This is a genomic window from Geobacillus sp. CCR (assembly GCF_052906625.1).
Genome location: NZ_JBREBQ010000002.1, coordinates 38,017 through 58,815 on the forward strand (window position 1 = coordinate 38,017; position 20,799 = coordinate 58,815).

At 54.8% G+C, this 20,799-nt stretch carries 26 protein-coding genes and 1 riboswitch; of the genes, 6 read left to right on the top strand and 20 right to left on the bottom strand.

Annotated elements, in window-relative coordinates; translation table 11 throughout:
* Nucleotides 1–13 precede the first annotated feature (13 nt).
* Nucleotides 14–1,108, bottom strand: coding sequence for a glycine cleavage system aminomethyltransferase GcvT (gcvT, locus tag ACVBDQ_RS01405; protein WP_011231907.1), 1,095 nt, complete (start codon nucleotides 1,106–1,108; stop codon nucleotides 14–16).
* Between the two features lie 186 nt (nucleotides 1,109–1,294).
* A riboswitch (glycine riboswitch) is annotated at nucleotides 1,295–1,383 on the bottom strand.
* A 219-nt stretch (nucleotides 1,384–1,602) separates the two neighbouring features.
* Between gcvT and ACVBDQ_RS01410 the strand changes: the two genes are divergently transcribed.
* A complete protein-coding gene (locus tag ACVBDQ_RS01410; protein WP_014196337.1) occupies nucleotides 1,603–3,267 on the top strand; it encodes a DEAD/DEAH box helicase in 1,665 nt (554 codons plus the stop codon).
* Complete coding sequence (locus ACVBDQ_RS01415; protein WP_011231909.1) at nucleotides 3,254–4,048, top strand: YqhG family protein; 795 nt, start codon at nucleotides 3,254–3,256, stop codon at nucleotides 4,046–4,048. Before ACVBDQ_RS01410 ends, ACVBDQ_RS01415 begins: the two co-directional genes overlap by 14 nt.
* A gap of 102 nt (nucleotides 4,049–4,150) precedes the next feature.
* On the opposite strand, the gene ACVBDQ_RS01420 is transcribed toward ACVBDQ_RS01415, so the two are convergent.
* The 8 genes from ACVBDQ_RS01420 to comGA form a co-directional block, all read right to left on the bottom strand.
* Complete coding sequence (locus ACVBDQ_RS01420; protein ID WP_011231910.1) at nucleotides 4,151–4,330, bottom strand: YqzE family protein; 180 nt, start codon at nucleotides 4,328–4,330, stop codon at nucleotides 4,151–4,153.
* A gap of 46 nt (nucleotides 4,331–4,376) precedes the next feature.
* Nucleotides 4,377–4,766, bottom strand: a complete 390-nt coding sequence (comGG, locus tag ACVBDQ_RS01425; RefSeq protein WP_014196338.1) for a competence type IV pilus minor pilin ComGG — start codon at nucleotides 4,764–4,766, stop codon at nucleotides 4,377–4,379.
* A 74-nt stretch (nucleotides 4,767–4,840) separates the two neighbouring features.
* Nucleotides 4,841–5,287, bottom strand: coding sequence for a competence type IV pilus minor pilin ComGF (comGF, locus tag ACVBDQ_RS01430; RefSeq protein ID WP_014196339.1), 447 nt, complete (start codon nucleotides 5,285–5,287; stop codon nucleotides 4,841–4,843).
* Nucleotides 5,266–5,592: a type II secretion system protein gene (locus ACVBDQ_RS01435; RefSeq protein WP_011231913.1), complete on the bottom strand. Its 327-nt coding sequence runs from the start codon at nucleotides 5,590–5,592 to the stop codon at nucleotides 5,266–5,268. Before ACVBDQ_RS01435 ends, comGF begins: the two co-directional genes overlap by 22 nt.
* On the bottom strand, nucleotides 5,576–6,013 hold the full coding sequence (comGD, locus tag ACVBDQ_RS01440; protein WP_011231914.1) for a competence type IV pilus minor pilin ComGD: 438 nt from the start codon (nucleotides 6,011–6,013) through the stop codon (nucleotides 5,576–5,578). Before comGD ends, ACVBDQ_RS01435 begins: the two co-directional genes overlap by 17 nt.
* Nucleotides 6,003–6,299, bottom strand: coding sequence for a competence type IV pilus major pilin ComGC (comGC, locus tag ACVBDQ_RS01445; RefSeq protein ID WP_011231915.1), 297 nt, complete (start codon nucleotides 6,297–6,299; stop codon nucleotides 6,003–6,005). Before comGC ends, comGD begins: the two co-directional genes overlap by 11 nt.
* Before the next feature lie 202 nt (nucleotides 6,300–6,501).
* Nucleotides 6,502–7,530: a competence type IV pilus assembly protein ComGB gene (gene comGB, locus ACVBDQ_RS01450; protein WP_014196341.1), complete on the bottom strand. Its 1,029-nt coding sequence runs from the start codon at nucleotides 7,528–7,530 to the stop codon at nucleotides 6,502–6,504.
* A complete protein-coding gene (gene comGA, locus ACVBDQ_RS01455) occupies nucleotides 7,527–8,600 on the bottom strand; it encodes a competence type IV pilus ATPase ComGA (RefSeq protein WP_021322348.1) in 1,074 nt (357 codons plus the stop codon). Before comGA ends, comGB begins: the two co-directional genes overlap by 4 nt.
* 192 nt (nucleotides 8,601–8,792) lie before the next feature.
* Here comGA and ACVBDQ_RS01460 point away from each other — a divergent pair, with 192 nt between their 5' ends.
* Nucleotides 8,793–9,491 carry a helix-turn-helix transcriptional regulator gene (locus ACVBDQ_RS01460; protein WP_011231918.1) on the top strand — a complete coding sequence of 233 codons (699 nt, stop codon included), beginning with the start codon at nucleotides 8,793–8,795 and terminating at the stop codon, nucleotides 9,489–9,491.
* A 158-nt stretch (nucleotides 9,492–9,649) separates the two neighbouring features.
* Complete coding sequence (locus ACVBDQ_RS01465; protein WP_008879854.1) at nucleotides 9,650–9,892, top strand: DUF2626 family protein; 243 nt, start codon at nucleotides 9,650–9,652, stop codon at nucleotides 9,890–9,892.
* Between the two features lie 83 nt (nucleotides 9,893–9,975).
* Here the strand turns inward: ACVBDQ_RS01465 and ACVBDQ_RS01470 are convergent, their stop codons facing one another.
* A complete protein-coding gene (locus ACVBDQ_RS01470) occupies nucleotides 9,976–11,109 on the bottom strand; it encodes a class I SAM-dependent methyltransferase (protein ID WP_020278526.1) in 1,134 nt (377 codons plus the stop codon).
* A gap of 321 nt (nucleotides 11,110–11,430) precedes the next feature.
* On the bottom strand, nucleotides 11,431–12,063 hold the full coding sequence (locus ACVBDQ_RS01475; protein ID WP_011231920.1) for an MBL fold metallo-hydrolase: 633 nt from the start codon (nucleotides 12,061–12,063) through the stop codon (nucleotides 11,431–11,433).
* A 169-nt stretch (nucleotides 12,064–12,232) separates the two neighbouring features.
* Here ACVBDQ_RS01475 and ACVBDQ_RS01480 point away from each other — a divergent pair, with 169 nt between their 5' ends.
* Nucleotides 12,233–12,409 carry a DUF2759 domain-containing protein gene (locus tag ACVBDQ_RS01480; RefSeq protein ID WP_011231921.1) on the top strand — a complete coding sequence of 59 codons (177 nt, stop codon included), beginning with the start codon at nucleotides 12,233–12,235 and terminating at the stop codon, nucleotides 12,407–12,409.
* A gap of 35 nt (nucleotides 12,410–12,444) precedes the next feature.
* On the opposite strand, the gene ACVBDQ_RS01485 is transcribed toward ACVBDQ_RS01480, so the two are convergent.
* From ACVBDQ_RS01485 to ACVBDQ_RS01500, 4 genes are all read right to left on the bottom strand, one after another.
* Nucleotides 12,445–13,605, bottom strand: coding sequence for a M14 family metallopeptidase (locus ACVBDQ_RS01485; RefSeq protein ID WP_062898811.1), 1,161 nt, complete (start codon nucleotides 13,603–13,605; stop codon nucleotides 12,445–12,447).
* Between the two features lie 183 nt (nucleotides 13,606–13,788).
* The gene (locus tag ACVBDQ_RS01490) at nucleotides 13,789–14,742 is read right to left on the bottom strand and encodes an ROK family glucokinase (protein ID WP_011231923.1); all 954 of its coding nucleotides are present in this window, start codon (nucleotides 14,740–14,742) and stop codon (nucleotides 13,789–13,791) included.
* Nucleotides 14,743–14,749: 7 nt separating this feature from the next.
* Nucleotides 14,750–14,962, bottom strand: a complete 213-nt coding sequence (locus tag ACVBDQ_RS01495; RefSeq protein WP_011231924.1) for a YqgQ family protein — start codon at nucleotides 14,960–14,962, stop codon at nucleotides 14,750–14,752.
* A gap of 95 nt (nucleotides 14,963–15,057) precedes the next feature.
* The gene (locus tag ACVBDQ_RS01500; RefSeq protein ID WP_021322345.1) at nucleotides 15,058–16,521 is read right to left on the bottom strand and encodes a spore germination protein; all 1,464 of its coding nucleotides are present in this window, start codon (nucleotides 16,519–16,521) and stop codon (nucleotides 15,058–15,060) included.
* Nucleotides 16,522–16,646: 125 nt separating this feature from the next.
* On the opposite strand from ACVBDQ_RS01500, the gene ACVBDQ_RS01505 reads away from it, so the two are divergent.
* Entirely contained in the window at nucleotides 16,647–17,510 is an 864-nt protein-coding gene (locus ACVBDQ_RS01505; RefSeq protein WP_011231926.1) for a hypothetical protein, read from the top strand.
* A 50-nt stretch (nucleotides 17,511–17,560) separates the two neighbouring features.
* Here ACVBDQ_RS01505 and ACVBDQ_RS01510 read toward each other — a convergent pair whose 3' ends face one another.
* The 5 genes from ACVBDQ_RS01510 to rpmG all read right to left on the bottom strand — a co-directional run bounded on the left by ACVBDQ_RS01510 (nucleotide 17,561) and on the right by rpmG (nucleotide 20,691).
* Complete coding sequence (locus ACVBDQ_RS01510; protein WP_014196348.1) at nucleotides 17,561–18,730, bottom strand: rhomboid family intramembrane serine protease; 1,170 nt, start codon at nucleotides 18,728–18,730, stop codon at nucleotides 17,561–17,563.
* Between the two features lie 165 nt (nucleotides 18,731–18,895).
* On the bottom strand, nucleotides 18,896–19,075 hold the full coding sequence (locus tag ACVBDQ_RS01515; RefSeq protein WP_011231928.1) for a hypothetical protein: 180 nt from the start codon (nucleotides 19,073–19,075) through the stop codon (nucleotides 18,896–18,898).
* 77 nt (nucleotides 19,076–19,152) lie between these two features.
* The gene (locus ACVBDQ_RS01520) at nucleotides 19,153–19,926 is read right to left on the bottom strand and encodes a DUF92 domain-containing protein (RefSeq protein ID WP_011231929.1); all 774 of its coding nucleotides are present in this window, start codon (nucleotides 19,924–19,926) and stop codon (nucleotides 19,153–19,155) included.
* The gene (locus tag ACVBDQ_RS01525) at nucleotides 19,916–20,488 is read right to left on the bottom strand and encodes a 5-formyltetrahydrofolate cyclo-ligase (RefSeq protein ID WP_033007314.1); all 573 of its coding nucleotides are present in this window, start codon (nucleotides 20,486–20,488) and stop codon (nucleotides 19,916–19,918) included. The genes ACVBDQ_RS01520 and ACVBDQ_RS01525 overlap by 11 nt, the downstream gene beginning before the upstream one ends.
* Nucleotides 20,489–20,541: 53 nt before the next feature.
* A complete protein-coding gene (gene rpmG / locus ACVBDQ_RS01530; RefSeq protein WP_011231931.1) occupies nucleotides 20,542–20,691 on the bottom strand; it encodes a 50S ribosomal protein L33 in 150 nt (49 codons plus the stop codon).
* Nucleotides 20,692–20,799: the final 108 nt, after the last annotated feature.

The window sequence follows — 20,799 nt, forward strand, 5'->3', positions numbered from 1 at the left end:
CGCTTTGGAATCGTCACTTGGCCCGCCTGTAAAACGGAATCGGCACGATGTTCGCTTTCAGCCGCTTGCCGCGGATGTCCACCTCCACCTCCCGGCCGATGGCAGCCACATCCGCTTTCACCAAGGCCAAGCCGATGTTTTTCTTCAGCGTCGGCGACTGCGTACCGGTCGTGACGAACCCGACCTCTTCGCCGTCGGCAAATACAAGGTATCCGTGGCGCGGAATGCCTCTGTCGATCATTTCAATGCCGACGAGCCGGCGCGGCGGCCCTTCCTCTTTTTGCCGTTTCAATACAGCTTGGCCGATAAACGGCGTCTCTTTTTCCGTTTTGACGGCAAAACCAAGCCCGGCTTCAACTGGTGAAATCGAGTCGGACAGCTCTTGACCGTAAAGCGGCAGGCATGCTTCAAAGCGGAGCGTATCGCGCGCCCCCAGTCCGCATGGGAGAACGCTGTCACGAGCTCCGGCCGCTAGGATCGCCTCCCATAGCGCGGCGGCGTCTTCCGCTTTACAATATAGCTCAAACCCGTCTTCCCCCGTATAGCCGGTGCGCGAAACGAGCGCCTTCACGCCCGAGACTTCGACGCCGTCGGCGAATGAAAACGGGCGCAGCGCCGCCAAATCAAAATCCGTCAATCGCTGCAAGACGCGCTCCGCTGCCGGCCCTTGCAAGGCAAGCTGAGCCGTTTCGGACGATACATCTTGAAGCTCGACGTCGCCCTCAACATGCCCGCTTAGCCAAGCGAAGTCTTTTTCCGTATTCGCTGCGTTGACGACCAGCAAGTAGTCATTCTCTCCTTTTTGATAGATGAGCAAATCATCGACTGTGCCGCCGTCCTCATAGCACATGAGCGTATATTGCGCCCGGCCGGGCCGCAGTTTGGCGACGTCATTGGTCATGAGCTTTTGCAAAAACGCGAGGCTCCCACGGCCGCGGACGACAATTTCCCCCATATGGGAGACGTCAAACAGCCCGGCGCGCGTTCTTACAGCCTCATGTTCTTCCTTGATGCTGGAAAACTGCACCGGCATTTCCCAGCCGCCAAATTCAATCGTTTTGGCGCCGCAACGGGCGTACACCGAGAATAGGGGCGTGCGCTTTAGCATCTGATTCCCTCCTTTGATCCACGTCACACAAAAAAGGACAGACTTCCCCTATCAACAAGTAAGGGGGCTCTGTCCTGGCACCTGAAAGTTTCCCGCCGGCCCGTTTGGCGCGTCCGTTCGCGGTCCATGGGGCCGATCGGTTTCCTCTTGGGTGGCCTGCGTGAACGCAGGCGCTCTCCAGAGCTGCGTCAAGCAAGAGTCTTTTTGCCTGAGAGATTCGCGTTTCCGCTTGCTCCTTCGGCGCTACATTCCGTAGTCTCTCCCCTTGCCGTCATCCGCCCATCAATAAATTGTTTCCATATCGGGCATACTAACAAACACCCTGATCAACGAGTCATGAGAATGTTCTAAATTTATACTACCATCAATCACAGTCAAAGGGCAATAGGAAATAATCGAACTTTCATGGCAATTAGTCATAATAATGTTCTTTTTTTATTCAACATACCACATGCAATCTATATAAACATTCGCAACAAGGGAAGGGGATCGCCATGAACATTGACCTTGAAATGGATGAAACATGGAAGGAGGAATTTTTGGCACGCATCGAAAAAGACGGTCCGTGGGCGAGCTGGGAAATGTACGAACTGGCTCTTGAGGCCGCCCATCATTTAAGCGTCCCAGAATTTAATGGCTTGCAGGCGCCCAAACACCTGCCCCACTTGACGATCCTTCCGCACCAGCTTGAAGTGGCGCGCCGCGTCGTCGAGGAGATGAACGGCAAAGCCATTTTGGCGGATGAAGTCGGGCTTGGAAAAACGATCGAGGCCGGGCTCGTCTTAAAAGAATATATGATTCGCGGCCTTGTGAAAAAAGCGCTCATTCTCGTTCCCGCCTCCCTTGTTTCGCAATGGGTGAGAGAGTTGAACGAAAAATTTTTCATCCCGGCCGTCCAGCAGAAAAAGAGCTACGTCTGGGAGCAGTGCGATATCGTCGTTTCCTCGATCGACACGGCGAAAAAACCGCCGCACCGTGACATCATCTACGGGCAGTCGTACGACATGATCATCATCGACGAGGCGCACAAACTGAAAAATAACAAAACGAAAAACTACGAGTTTGTGCAAAATTTAAAAAAGAAGTTTTGTTTGCTCCTGACAGCGACGCCGATCCAAAACCGGATCGAAGAAATTTTCAACCTCGTCTCGCTGTTGAAACCCGGCCATTTAGGCAGCTCGGAACAGTTTGCCAAAACGTACGGAAAAACGCGGGCCGTACAGACGAACGACCATTTAAAAGCGCTCGTCAACAAAGTGATGATCCGCAACCGCCGCGCCGATACGCCGATCGAATGGGCGAAGCGCCACGTTGAACCGGTGCTGATCGAGTTTACGAATGAGGAGCGGGAACTGTATGAAGCGGTCAAGGCGCTCCGCCGCGAATCGTTCGCCGGCTCGTTTTCGCTCATCACGCTTCTTCGTGAGGCGTGCAGCAGCCGCGAGGCGCTGTTTCTCACGATCAAAAACATGATCGATAAATGCAGCGGAGCGGTTCCGGAGCCGCTTGAACGCGTATTGGAAAAAATCAACGCCGTCACGACGAACTCAAAGGCGGAAAAAGCGCTCGAGCTTATCCGTTCCATTCATGACAAAGTCATTATTTTCACGGAATACCGGGCGACGCAGCTTTACTTGCAATGGTTTTTAAAGCAGCACGGCATCTCGTCCGTTCCGTTTCGCGGCGGCTTCCGGCGCGGCAAAAAAGACTGGATGCAGGAACTGTTTAAACACCACGCCCAAGTGTTCATCGCCACCGAGGCGGGCGGCGAGGGCATCAACTTGCAGTTTTGCCGCTATGTCATCAACTACGACTTGCCGTGGAACCCGATGCGCCTTGAGCAGCGAATCGGCCGCGTCCACCGGCTCGGGCAGACGGATGACGTCTACATTTATAACTTCGCTGTCAAACAGACGGTCGAAGAACATATTTTAACGCTTCTGTACGAAAAAATCCGCCTGTTCGAACGAGTCGTCGGCGAGCTGGACGACATTTTGGCGAAAATGAACCTCGCCAACCTGGAGCGCTACTTCGAAGACGCCTTCGTTCATTCACGAAGCGAAGGGGAGATGAAAATCAAAATGGAAAACATCGTCGCGATGATCGAGCTGGCGGAGCAGCTTGGAAAGGAAGGAGGAGAGCGGCATGCAGCAACATGAAATCCGCCGCTTTGTCGAACGCTATTTTGCGGCCAACGGCTGCACGTTTGTGGAAGCAAGCGACGACTACCTCACCGTGCAGCTGACGGCAGAAATGGACAAAGAACTGATGAATCGGCCGTTTTACTGGCATTATATTGAACGGACAGGCGGCGTGCCGCAGCCGATGCGACTGACGCTCATCACCCGCGCGAGCGAGCGGACGGACAAACTCAAAGGCGAGCGCCTCCATTTCGGCGCTCCCCGGCTGCACCAGCTGTTCCGCTCAGCGCAAAAACGCGGCAGCTTCATCCGCCTGTATGAGGAGCCAAGCGCGCCTTTGGACGGCAACGCCGCCCTCCATCCATGGCTCGGCATGAACGTCACGATTTCGTACGAATGCGACCGAAAAAAAGATGAAATCGTCTCCCTTGGCCTTCATCTCATTAGCGGAACGATCGTCGAGTCGTTTCATGAGCGGATGCGCGAGCGACGGCTGACGCCGAAAATCCCTGATTACTGTTTCACCATCTCCCCGCTCATTAAACCGAGAAGCGGCATCGGCCGTCTCGAGCAATACATACGCAGCCGCATCGCCGCCGACAACCATGCGTGGGCGGATGAGGCGCGCCGACGCTGGGCCGACGATTTGGCGTTGCTTGATGAATTTTACAAAGACTGCGAAGAAAAGCCGGAGTGCTATTATATTGAGAAGGAAGCGTTGGAAAAGCAGTACAAGCCGCGCATCACCGTTTCCGTCATCAACGGCGGACTGTTTTATTTGCTGCCCCGCTCATCGTGAATCAACCCCGGGATGGGTCCATCCGGCTCACAGCGCTCAAACCGACGAACTCCCTTCCGTCGGCACGAAAACCGCCCGCCGGCCTAGGCCAGCGGGCGGCTGCTACGGGCGGCGCCGAAACAGCAAGCGAAGCGAAAGCGGCACCATGCCAAACAAGCGGTATGAAAGCGGAAGCTGCTCTTGTTTCCGCACCTGACGCCGCTGCCTCCGCTCCTCTTTCGGCAAGTCCATGTAGGCGACAAATTGTTGGGTGACAAACTTGACATAATCGTTGACCGCCATCAAATCCCCCCCTTTTTTCTTTTAGTTTTTCCGCTTCTTTCCTCTTTTAACCGTTTTGCTCGCTCCATTCGACAATATGAAGCGCCGGAAGCGTGACAGTAAACATGACAGCGCGCCTCAGTCCAGAGGCTGAACGGATGGACAAAGAAACCCGAACGTGCGCTGCATCTTCCCGCACCCACCGGTAGACGGCCCTTCCGCGCGGATAGGTCCATTCCCCAGCCTCTTCCGCGGTCGACGGATCGGCTGATGCGATGCGTTCTTTTACGTCAAACACGGCCATCTGCACAAGCTCGTCCGCCTCGGCTGCCTGCCGGGCCGCATAAGCCGCCTGTCGTTCCGCTTCATAGAGGAGCAAGACATGCGTGACAGAAAAGACAAGCAACAAAGAAACGACAGCCACAATCGGAAAAATGACACCATCTTGTCGACCCATTTCCCCTTCCCTCGTTTTTCCAGTCTAAAAGGGGGAAGCGGCGGTCAAGGGGGTCTCACCGTACAAGCCGCCCGCTAAAACGCCCGCGCCACAAACGCCTCGTAAACGGTGCCGTCATCAGCCGTCACTTGCAAAAATATCCCGCGGGTGCCGGCGCGGTACGAAACAGCGCGCACATGACGGAGCGCCGTTTCATTGCCAGCGCCGTCCACCTGGCGGATCAGTTGGGCTCTTGACGCAACAACAGAAAAACTGACCGTCTCACCGCTCCATTTTTGCAAATAGAGGACATGGCCCCCAGTCGACCACTGCCTCGTTTCATTCAGCTCGATTTGCAGCTGTTGCAAAAACAGCCGCCATTCCAATCGGGAAAACGCGTCCGTCGGCTCCGGAGCCAGCAAGCGGACGGACAACAACGCCGGAACGACCGCCGCCACCGCCATCGCAGCCGCCAGCGCCAACAGCGCTTCGATCATCGTAAACCCGTTTTCTTTTGCCGCTACCGCTTGCCATACCCGCACCGCTCCATCTCGCGGCCGACGTAATCGTTCCAACGCACGCATACTTTCCACATTCGTCCCCCTTCATCGCTCGCTTGCAGCCGAAATACTGTACGCCCGTCGGCGATCATGGTTTCTCCGGCAAGCGGCTCCTCATACAACGCGATGGCCAACAGCCGGCGCGCTTTCTCCTCGAGAATGAAGCTGTTGCGCTCATGCGCCATTTGCATCAACAGTGGAAGAAGAACGGCCGCTGTCGTCCATAGCAGCGCCAAAGCGAACAATGCTTCAACAAGCAAAAATCCGCCGCTACATTTTTTGCACATAAAATCGCCCTTTCCCCAGCAAAAAGGTGACTTTATAAGTTATTTGGCCACCCCCTATCCAAATAGTTCCAGCCCGTTCAATGTTGCCGTTGTCAGTAAAGATGAGCGGATTGCGCAGCGTGCCGAGCCGAAACCGCCACGGAGAAGGGAGCGAACGAGCGACAATCTGCCGGCCGCTCGTTGCATCAATCGCCTTGTACCCAGCGCCACCGTCGGTAAAAAAAACCGCTACATTCACCCGCCGGGCGATGGCATGCTGCTGCGCGCCATACAAATCCGCGCGCAGCACAGCCAGCATATACATCTCCTCTTGATGGCGCACAGCGCCGCCAAGCGTCGGAACAGCCAGCGCGGCAAGCACCAGCACCACCGAGAAAACGATCAGCATCTCAAGCAGCGTAAACCCGCCGTTACGAGCCACTTTCACTCACATCGCCGTTCGCGCTGATTTGGATGGCATGACCGTTCGGACATTTGTCCGACTTGATATAGCGGCCAGCGAGCAATTCCTGCACCGTCGGAATTTTGTTATGCTCCATCTCATACGCTTTCACCTGCGCTTGCACGGTGTTCAAAAACGCCTCGCATCCTTTCGAATTGATCATGCTGTTGTGCTTTGTCATATTCGGAATGGCAATCAGCAGCAGGACAGAAATCACCATCATAACGATCAACATTTCGATCAATGTGAATCCCTTTTGATTCATTGTCACTCCTCCTCGCATACGAAATTTCAGAAAGAGCGCTTAGCGAATGGCCGGTTCAGTTCGATCCGTTCCTTGACCATCGAGTCTGTTCATTGATTGGGCCTTGGGAGGAGGGGCGCGTCCCTCTCTCAAGGAGCCAACATATCAAGATTGAGCATCTTGTTCCTACAGAGCCGTCCCATCCTTGTTAAACGGAAGTTATTTACAGTTCATTCAACATAGAAAACATCGGCAACAAAATCGCCAAATACATGCCGACGACAAATGAGCCAACGACCGCCAACAAAAGCGGCTGCATGCATTTTAAGACCGACTCGATTCGTTGTTCCATCACCTGCAGCAAAAACTCGCTGTAATGTTCAAGTTCTTTGCCAAGCTCGCCGTTCGACTGGCCGTGGCGGATGACAAGCGCCAGCTCTTGTTCGTAATAGCGGGCGGCGCCGATTAATCTGTCAAGCGCCATCCCTTTCATCAACCCGTGGCGAAGGCGCCGGCCTTCCATTTGCAAAAATGGCCAGGACGACGGCTCGCTGAACACGCCGAGCGCATCATAAACCGACAACCCGGCCTGCAGCAAGCGCCCGAGCTGTCGGGCAGTCAGGCAGGTGAGGAACAGTCTCAGAAACGAAGCAAGCCCTGGAATTCGCAAGGCGAATTGAAGTTTTCGGGAGACCGGCCAGCGGCGGAAATAAGCGGTGTAAAACAGCCCGGAGAACACCGCCAAGACGGCGATGGCCGCCATCGCCATAGGGGCATGGGCGACCACCGCAAGCAGCCAAGCGGTGTGCCCGCGTTGTGGAGAAAACGCCGCCGCCGCCCGTTCAAACTGCGGCAGCAGCCACCATTCCATCAAGACGAGCATGATGATGAGCAAAGAAAGAAGGAACAGCGGATAGCGGCTGAAGCGGTGAAGCTGCTCGTGGAAGCGCGCTTTTTGCGCCAGCGCTTCCCCTGTCTCTGCCATGCCGCGCGGTAAATCGCCATGCCGTTCGGCAAAAAAGAGAAGGTTAACCGCCATGCGGTCGACCGACAGCGCTTCGACAGCCGCAAACAGCGGCAACCCGGCGCGCAGCTGCTGCAGACAGCGTTCCACTTCCATCCGGCGGTGTGTGGGAGCCTGAATGGCCAAAAACTCAAGCGCTTGCCCAAGGGGGTAACCGCGCTCGAGCAACCGGCCGAGCCGAGTGAAAAACAACGCCTGTTCAGCGAGCGGCCACATTTTGCGTTTCATCTTTCTCCCCCTCCGACGAGCTCAAGCATGCGAACGGGCAGGTAGCCGAGCGCAATCCCCTTGCGGATCAAGCGCGCCAGCGTCATATAAGAGCGCTTTGGCTTCCCTCTCCCATTGGAGAGGGAACGAATCACGTCCTCCAGCGCTGAACCGCAAAGCAACTCATAAACAGCCGTGCGCCGGCGTCGTCCAAGACGGCCGCACGATGGATGGCAATCGTCGCCGCACAGCGGGCAGCAAAGCTCGACAAGCCGCTGGGCAGAGACGGCAAGCAGCGTCTCGGCCAAATCGCCGAGCGGAATGCCGAATTCATGCAGCCGGTAGACGGCGCCGACTGCATCGGCGGCGTGCATCGTCGAGACGACCAAATGGCCGCTCAACGCTGAACGGATGGCAATGGCCGCCGTATCATGATCGCGGATCTCGCCGACCATCAACACATCCGGGTCATGGCGCAGCGCCGCTTTTAACCCGGCGGCGTATGTGATGCCTGCTTTTTCATTGATTTGCACTTGCAACAATCGTTCGTTCTGTTTTTCGATCGGATCTTCAAGCGTGATGATGTTGCGTTGCCTTTCAGCTTGGCAAAGATCAAGAAGGGTGTAGAGGGTCGTCGTTTTTCCCGACCCCGTCGGGCCGGTCAACAGCACAAGCCCTTGCGGATGCTGCATGAAGGAAAATAATCGTGCGGTGGAGCGGAAGAATAAAGATAGTTCGCGAAGCGGCAGCGAGAGGCGCTGCGGCAGAAGCCGAATGACGAGGCTTTCATCGTAGAGCGTCGGCAATGTCGATAAACGCAAATACACCGTTTCCCCAAACTCAGCCACTTCCATGGCGCCGCTTTGCGGACGGCGTCGTTCCCCGATGTCCATGCCGGCTAAAAATTTAAAGTGGGCGATGAGACGTTCCGCCGTTTCCTTCGAAAGCACGCCAACGTCGACAAGCATGCCATCAAGCCGAAGACGAACAGCGGCATCGCGGCGGCGCGGAACGAGGTGAAGATCCGAGGCGCGGCGCTGCACCGCTTCGGCGAGAAGGCGGTTTGCCGTTTGTTCGATCTCGTTCAGCACATATTCCCTCCTTTCGACAGACTGTTTTGTATTTCGACGAGCATGAGTCGTTATCCTGCTTTTGGCGCAGCTTTTTTGTGAAATTTTTTTGAATGTCAGTCCACTCACTGCCAATAGTGACAAAAATCATTCCTCGCTTTGGACGATTTCATTATAATAACCATATCAATGATTCATTTAGGAGGGAAACCAATGGAACAAACGCTGAAAATCACAAGCGTATTGTCTGACCCGACAAGATTTCATATTTATGAATATATGGCAAAAGTGCATCGCGAAGTTTCTGTTCAAGAAATCGCAGAAAAATTTCATATCCATCCAAACGTTGCCCGCTTGCATTTAACGAAGCTTGAAGACGTTCGCATGGTCGTATCGGATACGCAAAAAACGGGAAAAGGCGGGCGGCCGAGCCGGCTGTACCGCCTGTCCGACGAAGTGATCGGGCTGTATTTTCCGTTCCGCGATTATCAACTCCTCGCCCGCATCGCCATTCAAACGATGGCCAAACTCGGTCCCATTGGAAGCGAGGCGTTGCGTGAAACAGGAAAGCGGTTCGGCCGTGAGCTCATCGCCAGCCGTTTGCCGCATAACGGCACAGCGAGCGCGCTCACCATGGCGGACAAAATCGCCATAATGGAAGAGGCGGCCGAAGCGGCTGGATTTTTGCCGCAATTGCACTATGATGAAGAAAAAGGAGTGCTATACCTCGATATTTTCAACTGCCCGTTCAAAGAAATCGCCGCGCAAGCACCTGATACCGTCTGCGGCATGCACCACGCTTTTTTGGAGGGAATGGTCGAGACGCTGTTTGCCGGTGCTGAAGTAACGGAAACGGAAAATATGATGGAAGGCAGCCACCGCTGCGCCTACCGCACCATCATCCGTCCGTGACAGCGTCCCTCCTTCCTTCTTTTTTGTCTGAAGCAAGCAACGGCCGGCATTGGCATCATTTCTTACCACTTGTCCGAAAGCGTTATTTACATTCCCAATCATTGTACATTATAATAAGTAAGGACCAATGGTTTGCACAAACAAAGGAGGGATACATAATGGACCGCATGTTCCGCGTGCTCGCCTTTTGGACCGGCATTTTTGCTGTCATGTTTTACCTTGGCCATATGCATACGACGTCGCTCATCTTCTTTGGCCAAACCGTATTTTTCCTGTTCCTCGGCTTTTTAAAGCTGACCGAGAGAATGTACATTTACATTTTCGGGGCATATTTGACGATTTTCTTCGCGGCATTTACGTATTGGACGACTTTTATGATGGTGCCCGGCATGGGTGAATAAAAAACAGGCAGAACCTCCTGCCTGTTTTTTTGCCGCTTTGACCGGAACCCCTTTTCTCCATTGCAGATAGGCGAAGGAAGCCGTTAATCGGCCGGCAAAAACTCGGGCGCTGGCCAAAAGTCTCGCGCGGGGAGACTCATTCCTTTCTGCAAAATAAGCACGTCAAAAAAGCGGCTGACGCCATCGTCGGCGATCAGCGCGCGGATCATTCGATTTTGGCGGCTTGCCGGCGAAAAGAAATCGCCGCCTTCTGAAACGTTCCATTCATGCAAAAGGCCGGCCGCGAGCAAAAACCGATCTTGGCGAACGAACGCCACTTCCTCCCACCCAGCCTGACGGGCGTACAAGCGAAGCGCATCCCATTGTACATGGCTCGTCAAGTCCATCTCCCCCGGATGGCGAAGCGGGTCGGCAACAAGCTGATGGCGGAAATATCCGCGCAAGCTTCCATGCCGCCGTGCCGGGGCGCGCAACTGTTCGTCCGTATAGCCATAGTCGACCGTCACCATCACCGCCTGATGAAACAGCGGCCCAACCTCGAGCCAAAACGCCTTCATCGCGAGAGGCACCTCAAGCCTTTGCCCTTCAGCAAGATCCAATCCGCGCTCATGTAAATAGCGGACAATAGCGGGACGGCAAAGCGGCGCCTTTTCTTCAACGAGCCGGCCATCGCGGGCGGCGACAAAACATTCGTGCAAAACGCCGCCTTCCTTTACAATGACGTGAACGGGAAACGCATCAAAAAATTCGTTGCTAAACACAATGCCGGAAAACGGCCCACGCTCGGCCAGCCAGCGAGAGACATCGTCATATTGCTCCACCTTCTCGGCTGCGGGTTGAAGCGTTTCGCGCTGGCGCCGGCGGTGGAACGGGCTTTGGTCGATGATCGTATACGACAAGCGGTCGTATGTATGTGGACTTTTTTTCTTCCATTCTTCCAATACCGAAAGCGCCAATCTTCCGTCTCCGCCCCCCCACTCGCAAACAGCGGGCGGCAGGCCGCTCTGTTCCACCATCCGAACCCAAAGCGAAGCAAGCGCTTTGCCAAACACCGGCGCGAATGAGCTGTTCGTAAAAAAATCGCCTTCCTTGCCGATTTTCGCCCGCTCTCGCATATAGTAGCCGAATCGTTCGTCGTAAAGAACCATCTGCATGTAATCGGCGTACGACACCCGCCCACCCGGCGCTGCGGCAATCTGTTCATACAATCGACCCATCACCATTTCTCTACCCCGTCTTCATCATCATTCCGAAAGAAGCTCCCGCCTCAAGCAAAGTGAAGTGGGAGTCGTTCACTTTTTTACTGTTGACATAGTGAAAATAATCATATATTGTTATAGTAGCAGCTTAACTATATCCCCTCCCATTATTGTGGATAGAACATCCCCCAAAAACCCTTCTTGGCGCGGCTAAGAAGGGTTTTTTTGTGTGTTCCGGCGCCAGGAGGCCTTCCGTTGCGCTTTTCCTTGCCCAAAGGAGCCGCCTGCGTTTGCCCGAGGGAATTGCTTGTGTGAAGCCGACGTAGACGGCTTTTTTTCTTACGAAAACCCATGCAAAAACGGATTTGCATCCATCTCCGCGGCGATCGTCGTCTCTGGCCCATGGCCTGAAAGAACGATCGTTTCCTCCGGCAGCGTAAGCAGTTCGTCATGAATGCTTTTCAACAGCTGCTGATGGTTGCCGCCTGGCAAATCCGTGCGTCCGATGCTGCCGGCAAACAGCGCATCGCCGGAAAACACAATATTGGCTTGTTTGCAATAATACGAGACGCTGCCCGGGGAATGACCCGGCGTTTCGCGGACATCCAACGCAAACGGACCAATGTTCAGCACCGTCGGTCCTTTCAGGCATGTCGGTTCGCAGCGGACAGCGACCGGACCGCCGAAATAAAGCGAGCCATTCAATGCCGGATCTTGCAGCCATTGTTTTTCCTTTTCGTGCACATACACTGGAATGTCCCAGCGGGCAAGCACGTCCGGGATGCCGCCAATATGGTCAAAATGCGCATGCGTCAGCAAAATCGCCAACGGGGTCAGCCCTTTTTCCTCGATCCTGCGGACGAGCGCCGCGCCTTCCGCGCCGGGGTCAACGATCAGGCATTGTCGATCTGCAGACGACAACAAGTAAGCGTTGGCCTGAATCGGGCCGACAGGGATGCGCGTCCATTCCATGGCCATCTCCTCCTTTCCTTGACATGTCCAATATTTAACTTTATTTTACTGCTTTTTTTCAAGCGATGGAAGAGAAAAGAGAAAGGGACCTCGACAAATGGAGGAAAAAAGATTACAATGAAAAAGAATGGACACGTTTGTACATACTGTTTCATGAGGGGGTAAAACGATGGGTACGGTCATTATTTTTGCACTTGTAACGCTGCTTGCCCTTTATGGAATGCTCCGTACATTGCGCGAGAAAAACGTGCTCGGATTTTTGTTTGGACTTGCCACTACCGCCGTATTCGGCTGGTTTACCATCATGACCATTTTACATCATGGCATTCCAACCGGCACGCACTGAAAACGCAAGAGGCGAATCATGCCTCTTGCGTTTTTTTATGCCATTTTGAGCGCTGCTAAAAACAGGCCGAGGCTGTCGCGATATATTCGCGCAAACTGCGAGAGCGGCAATGGATTGACACCCTCGCCGAGCTCCACCGTGTAACCGCGCCGTCTCCACGTTTGAATGAACCAATCGCGGTAGCCGGCATGGCTGTCAATGTAGCGAACAGCCTGGTAGCCGCTTGCTTCAGCCATCGCCTGAACCGTTGCCTTCGCCTCCGGCGGCTCGAACCCTTCATATCCCCAATAAATTTCCTTGCCTTGTGTATGAAACGCGACGACCATCGCAAAATCGCCCGACTCGGCGAGCGCCGCCATCGCTTTCGCCTCCGGCTCCGTAAGCGGGGCGAATCCTGGAAAATCACGCGGTGCCGGCGCTTTCGGCGGTTTGCGGGTCTGTTCTATTTCCCAGTTAGCTGGGAATTGATTGTTTAAATCAACGCCGCGGATGTTCGCTTTCCATTGCGAAAAGTCGAGCGATCCACCGTTGATGCAGACGACTTCGCTCCGATGCGGCTCTTCTTCCGGCGGGCCGTTCAGCACAAGGTTGACGCCGTCGGGATTGACCATCGGCACAACGGAAAGAGTCACTTTACGGTAATAATCAAGCACCCGATGGCCAGCAAGCTCGTCATCGTTAACCAACGCCCTCGCGTACTCGTCGATGAGCGCCATGATTACGGCCGTCGTGATCCACTCATTCGCGTGGAATGATCCGTTCATATGCACGCGCACCGGCCCGCGGCCGATTTGCAGTTCAACGAGCGGCAAGCCGAGAACGCTATGGCCGATCGTCCGCTGGCGCACAAACGGATAGCGACAGACGAGGGCGGTGATATCCTCCATCAAAGCGGCAAAATCGTACGGACGGACGCTGCGGACGACCGGGGACGAAATCCGCTTCGGCAGCGGCGCTGTTCCGTTGATGACCGCCATCGCCCCCGGCAGCCGCCGCAGCACCTCCGTCGGCAGCGATAGGCGGTCAGCGAGCGCTTCCCACGTATCGATCGGCGCGTATCCCGGGATGGCAACGGTCTGCCCAGGGCGCAATCCCTCTTCCACATGCGGATTCGAATCGATGATCAGTTCAGTCGGCACCGAAAACCATCGTCCATATGTTTCAAACGTATCGCCGGGCCATGCTTGAAGGTGCATGCGCCGTCTCCCCTTCCCATTTCTTTACCTTAACATATGTCGGCAGACGGCAAAAAATGAGCGCCTGGCAGGCGGCAGTGCACGAATGTTCGCAAACATCTCCTTCTTTAAAGTTCGTTCCAATCTCATATCATCCAACAATAAGAAAAGGCGCCCCAACCTTTTTGGGACACCTTTCGTTGTTTACGCGCCGACAAGCTCTTTCGCCAGCCAGGCGGCGCCGATGACGCCGGCATCGTTGCCAAGCGTCGCTAAAACAAGCTTCGCCCCAGCGGCGACGCGCGGGAACGCGAAGCGGCGGAAATGGGCGGCCACGCGCTCGACAAGCATGTCACCCGCCTTGGACACGCCGCCGCCGATCACGATTTTCTCCGGGTTCGTCACATTGGCGGCATTCGCCAACGCCCAACCAAGATAGTACGTTGCTTCATCGACCACTTCCAATGCCAGCGCATCGCCCGCTTTGGCGGCGTCAAACACCGCTTTGGCCGTCACATCCCCGTTGCGAAGCTCACTCGGACGCTCATCTGCGGTCAATTTCTCCTTGGCGATCCGCACGATGCCGGTGGCGGACGCAATCGTTTCCAAACATCCGGTTTTGCCGCAGTTGCAACGGGCGCCGCCATCAGGGATCATCGTCATATGTCCGATCTCTCCGCCGGCGCCGTTTATGCCGCGCACAATGGCTCCGTTGGCAATCACACCGCCGCCAACGCCGGTGCCAAGCGTCACAAACAACAAATGGCGCGCTCCTCCCCCTGCTCCTTTCCACATTTCGCCAAGCGCGGCGAGATTGGCGTCATTATCGACCGAAACGGGCAGCCCCGTCGCCTCTTCCAGCCGTTGCTTCAATGGATAATTCGTCCACCCTATATTGACCGTCTCATACAACATGCCGGTTTCCTCTTCGACCGGTCCGGGGGCGCCGATGCCGGCGGCAAGCAGCCTCTCTTTCGCTCCGCCGAGCTGGGCGAGCGTCTTTTCAAGCGATCGGGCAATGTCAGCGACGATATGCTCACCGCGATTGGCGGTGTTCGTCGGAATTTCCCATTTGTGCACGATGTCACCCTCGGTGGTGACAAACGCCATTTTGATTGTCGTGCCCCCGAGGTCAATGCCTACCAACCATGGTTCCATTGCATCCTCATCCTTTTTTCATCCGTTTTTCCCGCTCCATTTGCGCTTCCTGCCGCAAAATAAACAAAGCGGCTTGCAGCTGTTTCGCATCGATCAGCTGGGACTGGTACAGCTCTTTCACTTCCTCTTCCATCAGCTCCAGATCAGCGAGCCGGTCGCCCACGTAAATGATCGTGCCAAACCGTTTCAACAGCTGCTGAACATCGTATACCGTCTTCATCATCATTCATGCTCCTTTTTTCCTCTTTTAATGTAGCGGCAAACGGCCGCGGCCGTCAAGACAAAAAACGCAGGCGCTAAAAATCAGCACCTGCGTCAGCGGTCAGGGTCGCGCGGGTGAAGAATCGCCGGTCGCCGGTTTTTGAGCGGCATCGGCGACCGGATGAGCACGTCGCGCATCGCTCGGTAGGAGAACGGGATGAACGGCCATAAGTACGGAACGCCAAATGACGTCATCCGCGCCAAGGCAAGAATCCAAACGGTGATGCCGATGACATAACCGTACAGGCCGAACAGGCCCGACAAAATGAGCAAGGCAATGCGGACGAGCCGGTTCGCCAAACTCATTTCATAGCTGGGCGTCGCAAACGTACCGATGGCCGTAACGGAAAAATACAAAATCACTTCATTGGAAAAGAGTCCAACTTCCACCGCGATGCCGCCGATCATAAGCGCGGCGACGAGGCCGAGCGCGGTCGCCAGCGAAGACGGTGTATGAATGGCGGCCATTCGCAGCATATCCATCCCGATTTCAATCATCAAAATTTGTGCAAACAGCGGAATGTCTCCCAATTTGGCCTTTCCCAAAAACTGGAGTGGATCCGGCAGCAGTTCCGGCTCGATCATGAGCAAATACCAAAGCGGCAGCAAAAACACCGACGCCCAAACGGCCAGAAAGCGGACGAGCCGCAAATACGCCCCGACGATCGGCTTATTCCGGTACTCTTCAGCGTGCTGCAAATGATGCCAAAACGTTGCCGGGGTAATAATGACACTTGGCGATCCATCGACGATCACAAGCACATGGCCTTCATACAAATGGGCCGCTGCCGTATCAGGGCGTTCCGTATAGCGGACAACCGGGTACGGATTCCAATGCCGTCCGGAAATAAACTCTTCCACCGTTTTCTCAGCCATAACCAGCCCGTCTGTGTCAATGGCGGTAATCGATTCCCGAACGCGGCGAACGAGTTCTGGGTCGGCTATTTCCTCGATATAGCAAATGCAAATATCGGTCTTCGAGCGCCGCGCCACCTGCACGTACTCCATGCGCAAGGAAGGGTCGCGGACGCGGCGGCGGATGAGCGCGGTGTTAAAGACGATCGTCTCGACAAAACCGTCGCGCGCCCCGCGTACGACCCGTTCCGTATCCGGCTCTTGCGGCCCGCGCACCGGATACGTGCGGGCGTCAATCAAAATGATCCGCTCAACGCCGTCAACGACTAATGCCGTCGGCCCAGCAAGCACCATCGCGACCGCTTCTTCCAAGTCGTCTGTCTGTCCGATCTCGACGTACGGAAGATATTTTTTCAGGAGCTTCTCAAGCGGGTGAACGTCCAGTTCGTGTTCCTCAAGTCGGGACAAATATCTCATCAAATAATGCAAAATATCGTCTTTGACAAATCCGTCAATCATAAACAACGCCATCGCCCGGCCGCCATATTCGACGTCAAGGCGAATGACATCGAAGCTCTTCCCGACTCCAAGCCGTTCGGCTAAATAGGATGCATTGTCATGAAGGCGACGGGACGCCAGGCGTTTGGGCATCTGTTTCTCCATCGTCATCCCCCTGCATCGTTTGCACTGTATACTCCCCATCATAGACAAGCATGAGGAAATTCATACATAAATGTTCCTTGCAATGCATATATTGGTGAAAACCTTGTCCAATCCGGGAGGATGTCATGAAACGATGGATGATCCCCTTCATGGCGCTTGCTTTTTTCCTTGCCGCCGCGCTCGCCTCGCTGTGGGAGCACGATCAGACCGCTGAAACGATCAAGTTTTTCCCGCTTGATCGCGAAGCGGCGTTCATCGAAGCGAAAACATCGCTTGCGCTTGAGGGCGGCAATGAACCCGGACGCTACGCGCTCCGCTGGTCAGCCGCCTCCATTTTAAACCGCCGCGCCTATTTGCGTCAGGACGTCTCGTTGTTGTTTGCCGATGGCCGCTTGGCCGATGTGCTGTCGAAATGGAAAACGAACACGGATGCCATCGACATGGAAAAGAAGGTCCGGATGCGGGACAGCCGCTTTTTTCAAGCCGTCTCGTTCCATCACGGCGAGCTGCATACAGGAGAGAACATCACAAGCAGCCAAACGATGTCAAGCAGCTATTTGTACGTCATTGACTCACCGTACCATCCGCGCGCATCGTTCCGGCGGCCAAGAACAGATGACGAGCGCGAATGGCAGCGCGTCTTGAACAAAGCCACGAATGAATTTCTTCGTCATAAAGCGGACGAGCTGCTCACCCACTTTTCTTTGTCAAAGAAAGATTATTACGCCCTTTATTTGCCGGAGCTCGTCGCCTACACGGAACAACCGTTGCCGGGGTTGTCAACGGCAAAAACGCAAACCGTCATCGGCCGTCTTTGGGAAGGATTGTACAAGTCGTACATCCTTGGCATAAAAAAAGAGGATGGATCCATCCTCTCGCCAATCGGCAGCACGATGCCGCTCATTCTCATTCGCAAAGATTACAGTAGGCTCTTCGTTCTCATTGAAGCGAAAACCGGGGAAAAAGTGATGCTCGTGCAACTTCTTTAACACATTTCGAAAAGAGGCCTCCCACTTCAAACAAAGCGAAGTGGGGGCGTTTACCGAAATCCGATCCATAAGCCAGCGGCGACAAGCAACGCCGCCACCGCCAACGCTCCCGCCTGCCGCCCTAAAGCGGTGTGTTTTGGCAAATGAACGACGCCAGCCGCCAAAAAACCGCCAACCAGTCCGCCGATATGGCCGGCGTTGTCGATGCCGGGAACAAGCAGGCCAAACAACAGGTTGACGATGATTAAACTGATGACGTTCATCCCCATCGTTCGAAAAAATAAATGCCGGTAGACAGTGCCGAAGTAAAGAAGAGCCCCGAACAGCCCGAAAATGGCTCCCGACGCCCCGGCCGATAATGACGGTGTAAACAAAAAACTCGCCAGCGCTCCGAAAAATCCAGCCGTTACGTAAATGAACAAAAAGCGAAGCGAGCCGTACAGCCGCTCAACCGTGATCCCTAAATAATACAAGGCGAGCGTGTTGGTCAGCAGATGCAAAAAACCAATATGCAAAAACATTGGCGTCAACAGCCGCCACCATTCTCCCGCCTCAATGAGCGGATTGAATTTGGCGCCGTAGTGGATCAACACATCCGGATTCGTGCTCCCGCCGCTCCATTCGAGAACCAAAAACATCGCAACCTGCACGACGATGAACAGCCGGGTGAACATCGGCTTGCCATACTCAAAAATGCGCCGTTCCTCCTCACGGCGGCGCCGCCATTCGCGGACCACCTCGCGCTTTAAGCGCTCGGCGGCAGCAAACGGATCGGACGTTTCCACAGGCGGCTCAAAACGGAGCGCAACACCCGTCATCTCCGCAAGCCGCGGCAGCACGTCCCCCATATTGCCGCTGTGAAGGAGGAGCGTATGAAGCACGCCATCGGACACTCCAGAGAGCGGCAACGGCTCGGCGACAAGAAATTCCCAATCGTCAACCGGCGGATACACCATCACATAAACATTGATGACCCGGCCCGCTTTGCTGAAATTCCATCCCCTCATTTGCTGAACGAATTGCCATGTATATTCCATATCAAGGCGCAACGATCGGCTCCAATCAAAATCAGCGCGCACGAGGCGGATGAGTGTTGGGCGACGCCAATGGTTTGATTCCAGCCATACTTCATCGGCCTGCTCAGACATCCGTACGATGCGGTAGCCGCCGCGAGACAAACGCTGAACAAGCTGCCAAAACAGTACATCCATCGTTCCCATCACGTTCTCCTCTCCCTTTCCCTGGCGAGGCCAAGTCCGACAAACAGCAACAAAGCCAACTCATCGACCGTCCGGCAAACCGGAGCGAATGGGCCGGCGGGCGCCGGCCGCGGCGGCCGGTTTTTTCATAACCGACTTCTTCAAAAATGATTCACCGCTATTGCATCATGGACGCAACATTTGCGAAACAAGAGCGTTGCGCACAGGAGGAATGTGGAGCGCAAATCGGACAAGTTGCTTTCGCAACGACGGAACGCGCAATGCGAAGGCGGCCATTCGGTAGCGATAGCGGTAAGCAAGACATCCAGCGGCAACGACAAGCAGCGGGTACGACCATTTATTCATCGTTGTTCCTCCTTCATCATATGACATGCTCGTTATTCTTTTTCCCTTTTTCTCTCCAAATATGAAGCGGGGCGCGTCTAACGCGCCAGCACGAAGGCGGCCAGCACCGCAAAGATGACCGAAAGAACGTTCACCGCATCATTGTCAAGCCACCGCCAGCCTTTCATATGAATGGTCGCCTGCCCGCAATGCCATTTCCGCTCAGTCGTCGCCCCGCATGCCGGACAGCGGTAAGCCGCTTGCCAAGCCGCGCCAAGCCACGTATCGAACCAGCTGCCGAGCCAACCGAAAAAGGCAAGAGTAAAAACGGGTCGGACGTCGAGAAAAAACACGCCAACAGCCGCAATAAACAGTGCGCCGGCAAACGAAGCAGCCGTGCCAAGGAGCGTCACAGCCCCTGAGGTGCCGGCTTCCACCGGCCGAAAGCTCGGCCAAACCCGAGGCGGCCACGGGCTTAAAGAACCGATTTCAGATGCCCACGTATCAGCGTTCGCTGCAGCGACGGCGACAACAAACAGATCATCCCAAATCGGGTCGGGACGGACAGCGGCCAATAGCGCCAACACGGCCGGCACCCCGCCATTGGCCAGCACTTGGATGGCATCGCGCCGCCCGCCTTTCGCCAATTTTTCAGACAGTTTTGCCTTGCGTTGCCTTCCGATGTGGCTAAAGAAGCTGGAGCTGACAAAAAAGCAGCCTAACACCCATATTCCGCCCCATGAAAAGCCGCATCCAACCGCTGCGCCGATGACAACGGTTGCCGCCGCTCCTGATATGGACAACAAGCGCAACAACCACCCGCCGCCGGCGGCGAGGGCAGAGACCGCGATATACCACCATTCATCGCTCACAGTGAAGAACTCCTTGATCAGTAATAATGAATTTCACCGGCACATCATGCTCCTCGGCCGGAATGTCGTCCATCACTTGAAAGGAGTAAGCCAGCGCTGCCGTCACCGCCGAAGCTCCCGGCAAATATCGGTCGTAATACCCGCCGCCATAGCCGATCCGGTAGCCGGTTTTGGCAAAACAGACCCCCGGGACAATGATGAGATCAAACTCATCGCGGTCGATCGGCGTTGTTTGTTTTTCAATCGGCTCAAACAATCCGGCGTACGCTTTTTCGAGCTGGGCAAACGACTCAAGCCGCCGAAAGGACATCGTTTTCGCCCTTGGATCGCATTTCGGGACGCCGATCGTTTTTCCTTCCCGCCACGCCTGTTCAATGATCGGCAAGGTGTTGACTTCCGTCTCTCTCGACACCGTCATGGCGATCGTCCGCGCCGTTTGCCATAATGGCCACCGATATAAATGAGCGGCGATTTGCCGATCGTACATCTCTTTTTCTGCCGCTTTAAGCTGCCGAAGCTGATTCAACATGCGCTGGCGCCATTCCTGTTTGCCGTCCATCATCTTCCCCTTCCTCCCATAAAGATAAAAAGCAGCAGGAATCATCTTCCCACTGCTTACTTCGTTTCGCGGTGCAACGTGACTTTGCGATCGCGCGGGCAATATTTTTTCAATTCCAAACGTTCTGGGTTGTTGCGTTTATTTTTCGATGTAATATAGTTGCGTTCGCCGCATTCTGTGCATGCCAATGTAATGTTCACGCGCATCTTTTTTCCCTCCAAACGAGCTTTATACTTTATATATAATCAGACCTTTCTATGATACCATTTTTCTTCGGCGATTTCCACCTCTAAATTTCATCTTTGTTCAATAAG

What these genes read in the sequence shown, in the direction of transcription:
- ACVBDQ_RS01480 (WP_011231921.1), top strand. Translation starts at nt 12,233, where the DNA reads ATGGGTACGGTCATTATTTTTGCACTTGTAACGCTGCTTGCCCTTTAT.
- ACVBDQ_RS01415 (WP_011231909.1), top strand. Translation starts at nt 3,254, where the DNA reads ATGCAGCAACATGAAATCCGCCGCTTTGTCGAACGCTATTTTGCGGCC.
- ACVBDQ_RS01420 (WP_011231910.1), bottom strand. Translation starts at nt 4,330, where the DNA reads ATGGCGGTCAACGATTATGTCAAGTTTGTCACCCAACAATTTGTCGCC.
- ACVBDQ_RS01460 (WP_011231918.1), top strand. Translation starts at nt 8,793, where the DNA reads ATGGAACAAACGCTGAAAATCACAAGCGTATTGTCTGACCCGACAAGA.
- ACVBDQ_RS01475 (WP_011231920.1), bottom strand. Translation starts at nt 12,063, where the DNA reads ATGGAATGGACGCGCATCCCTGTCGGCCCGATTCAGGCCAACGCTTAC.
- ACVBDQ_RS01465 (WP_008879854.1), top strand. Translation starts at nt 9,650, where the DNA reads ATGGACCGCATGTTCCGCGTGCTCGCCTTTTGGACCGGCATTTTTGCT.
- ACVBDQ_RS01500 (WP_021322345.1), bottom strand. Translation starts at nt 16,521, where the DNA reads ATGGAGAAACAGATGCCCAAACGCCTGGCGTCCCGTCGCCTTCATGAC.
- ACVBDQ_RS01485 (WP_062898811.1), bottom strand. Translation starts at nt 13,605, where the DNA reads ATGCACCTTCAAGCATGGCCCGGCGATACGTTTGAAACATATGGACGA.
- ACVBDQ_RS01410 (WP_014196337.1), top strand. Translation starts at nt 1,603, where the DNA reads ATGAACATTGACCTTGAAATGGATGAAACATGGAAGGAGGAATTTTTG.
- comGG (WP_014196338.1), bottom strand. Translation starts at nt 4,766, where the DNA reads ATGGGTCGACAAGATGGTGTCATTTTTCCGATTGTGGCTGTCGTTTCT.
- ACVBDQ_RS01495 (WP_011231924.1), bottom strand. Translation starts at nt 14,962, where the DNA reads ATGAAGACGGTATACGATGTTCAGCAGCTGTTGAAACGGTTTGGCACG.
- comGC (WP_011231915.1), bottom strand. Translation starts at nt 6,299, where the DNA reads ATGAATCAAAAGGGATTCACATTGATCGAAATGTTGATCGTTATGATG.
- ACVBDQ_RS01515 (WP_011231928.1), bottom strand. Translation starts at nt 19,075, where the DNA reads ATGAATAAATGGTCGTACCCGCTGCTTGTCGTTGCCGCTGGATGTCTT.
- ACVBDQ_RS01435 (WP_011231913.1), bottom strand. Translation starts at nt 5,592, where the DNA reads ATGTGCAAAAAATGTAGCGGCGGATTTTTGCTTGTTGAAGCATTGTTC.
- gcvT (WP_011231907.1), bottom strand. Translation starts at nt 1,108, where the DNA reads ATGCTAAAGCGCACGCCCCTATTCTCGGTGTACGCCCGTTGCGGCGCC.
- ACVBDQ_RS01470 (WP_020278526.1), bottom strand. Translation starts at nt 11,109, where the DNA reads ATGGGTCGATTGTATGAACAGATTGCCGCAGCGCCGGGTGGGCGGGTG.
- ACVBDQ_RS01490 (WP_011231923.1), bottom strand. Translation starts at nt 14,742, where the DNA reads ATGGAACCATGGTTGGTAGGCATTGACCTCGGGGGCACGACAATCAAA.
- ACVBDQ_RS01505 (WP_011231926.1), top strand. Translation starts at nt 16,647, where the DNA reads ATGAAACGATGGATGATCCCCTTCATGGCGCTTGCTTTTTTCCTTGCC.
- ACVBDQ_RS01510 (WP_014196348.1), bottom strand. Translation starts at nt 18,730, where the DNA reads ATGGGAACGATGGATGTACTGTTTTGGCAGCTTGTTCAGCGTTTGTCT.
- comGB (WP_014196341.1), bottom strand. Translation starts at nt 7,530, where the DNA reads ATGAAACGCAAAATGTGGCCGCTCGCTGAACAGGCGTTGTTTTTCACT.
- ACVBDQ_RS01525 (WP_033007314.1), bottom strand. Translation starts at nt 20,488, where the DNA reads ATGATGGACGGCAAACAGGAATGGCGCCAGCGCATGTTGAATCAGCTT.
- rpmG (WP_011231931.1), bottom strand. Translation starts at nt 20,691, where the DNA reads ATGCGCGTGAACATTACATTGGCATGCACAGAATGCGGCGAACGCAAC.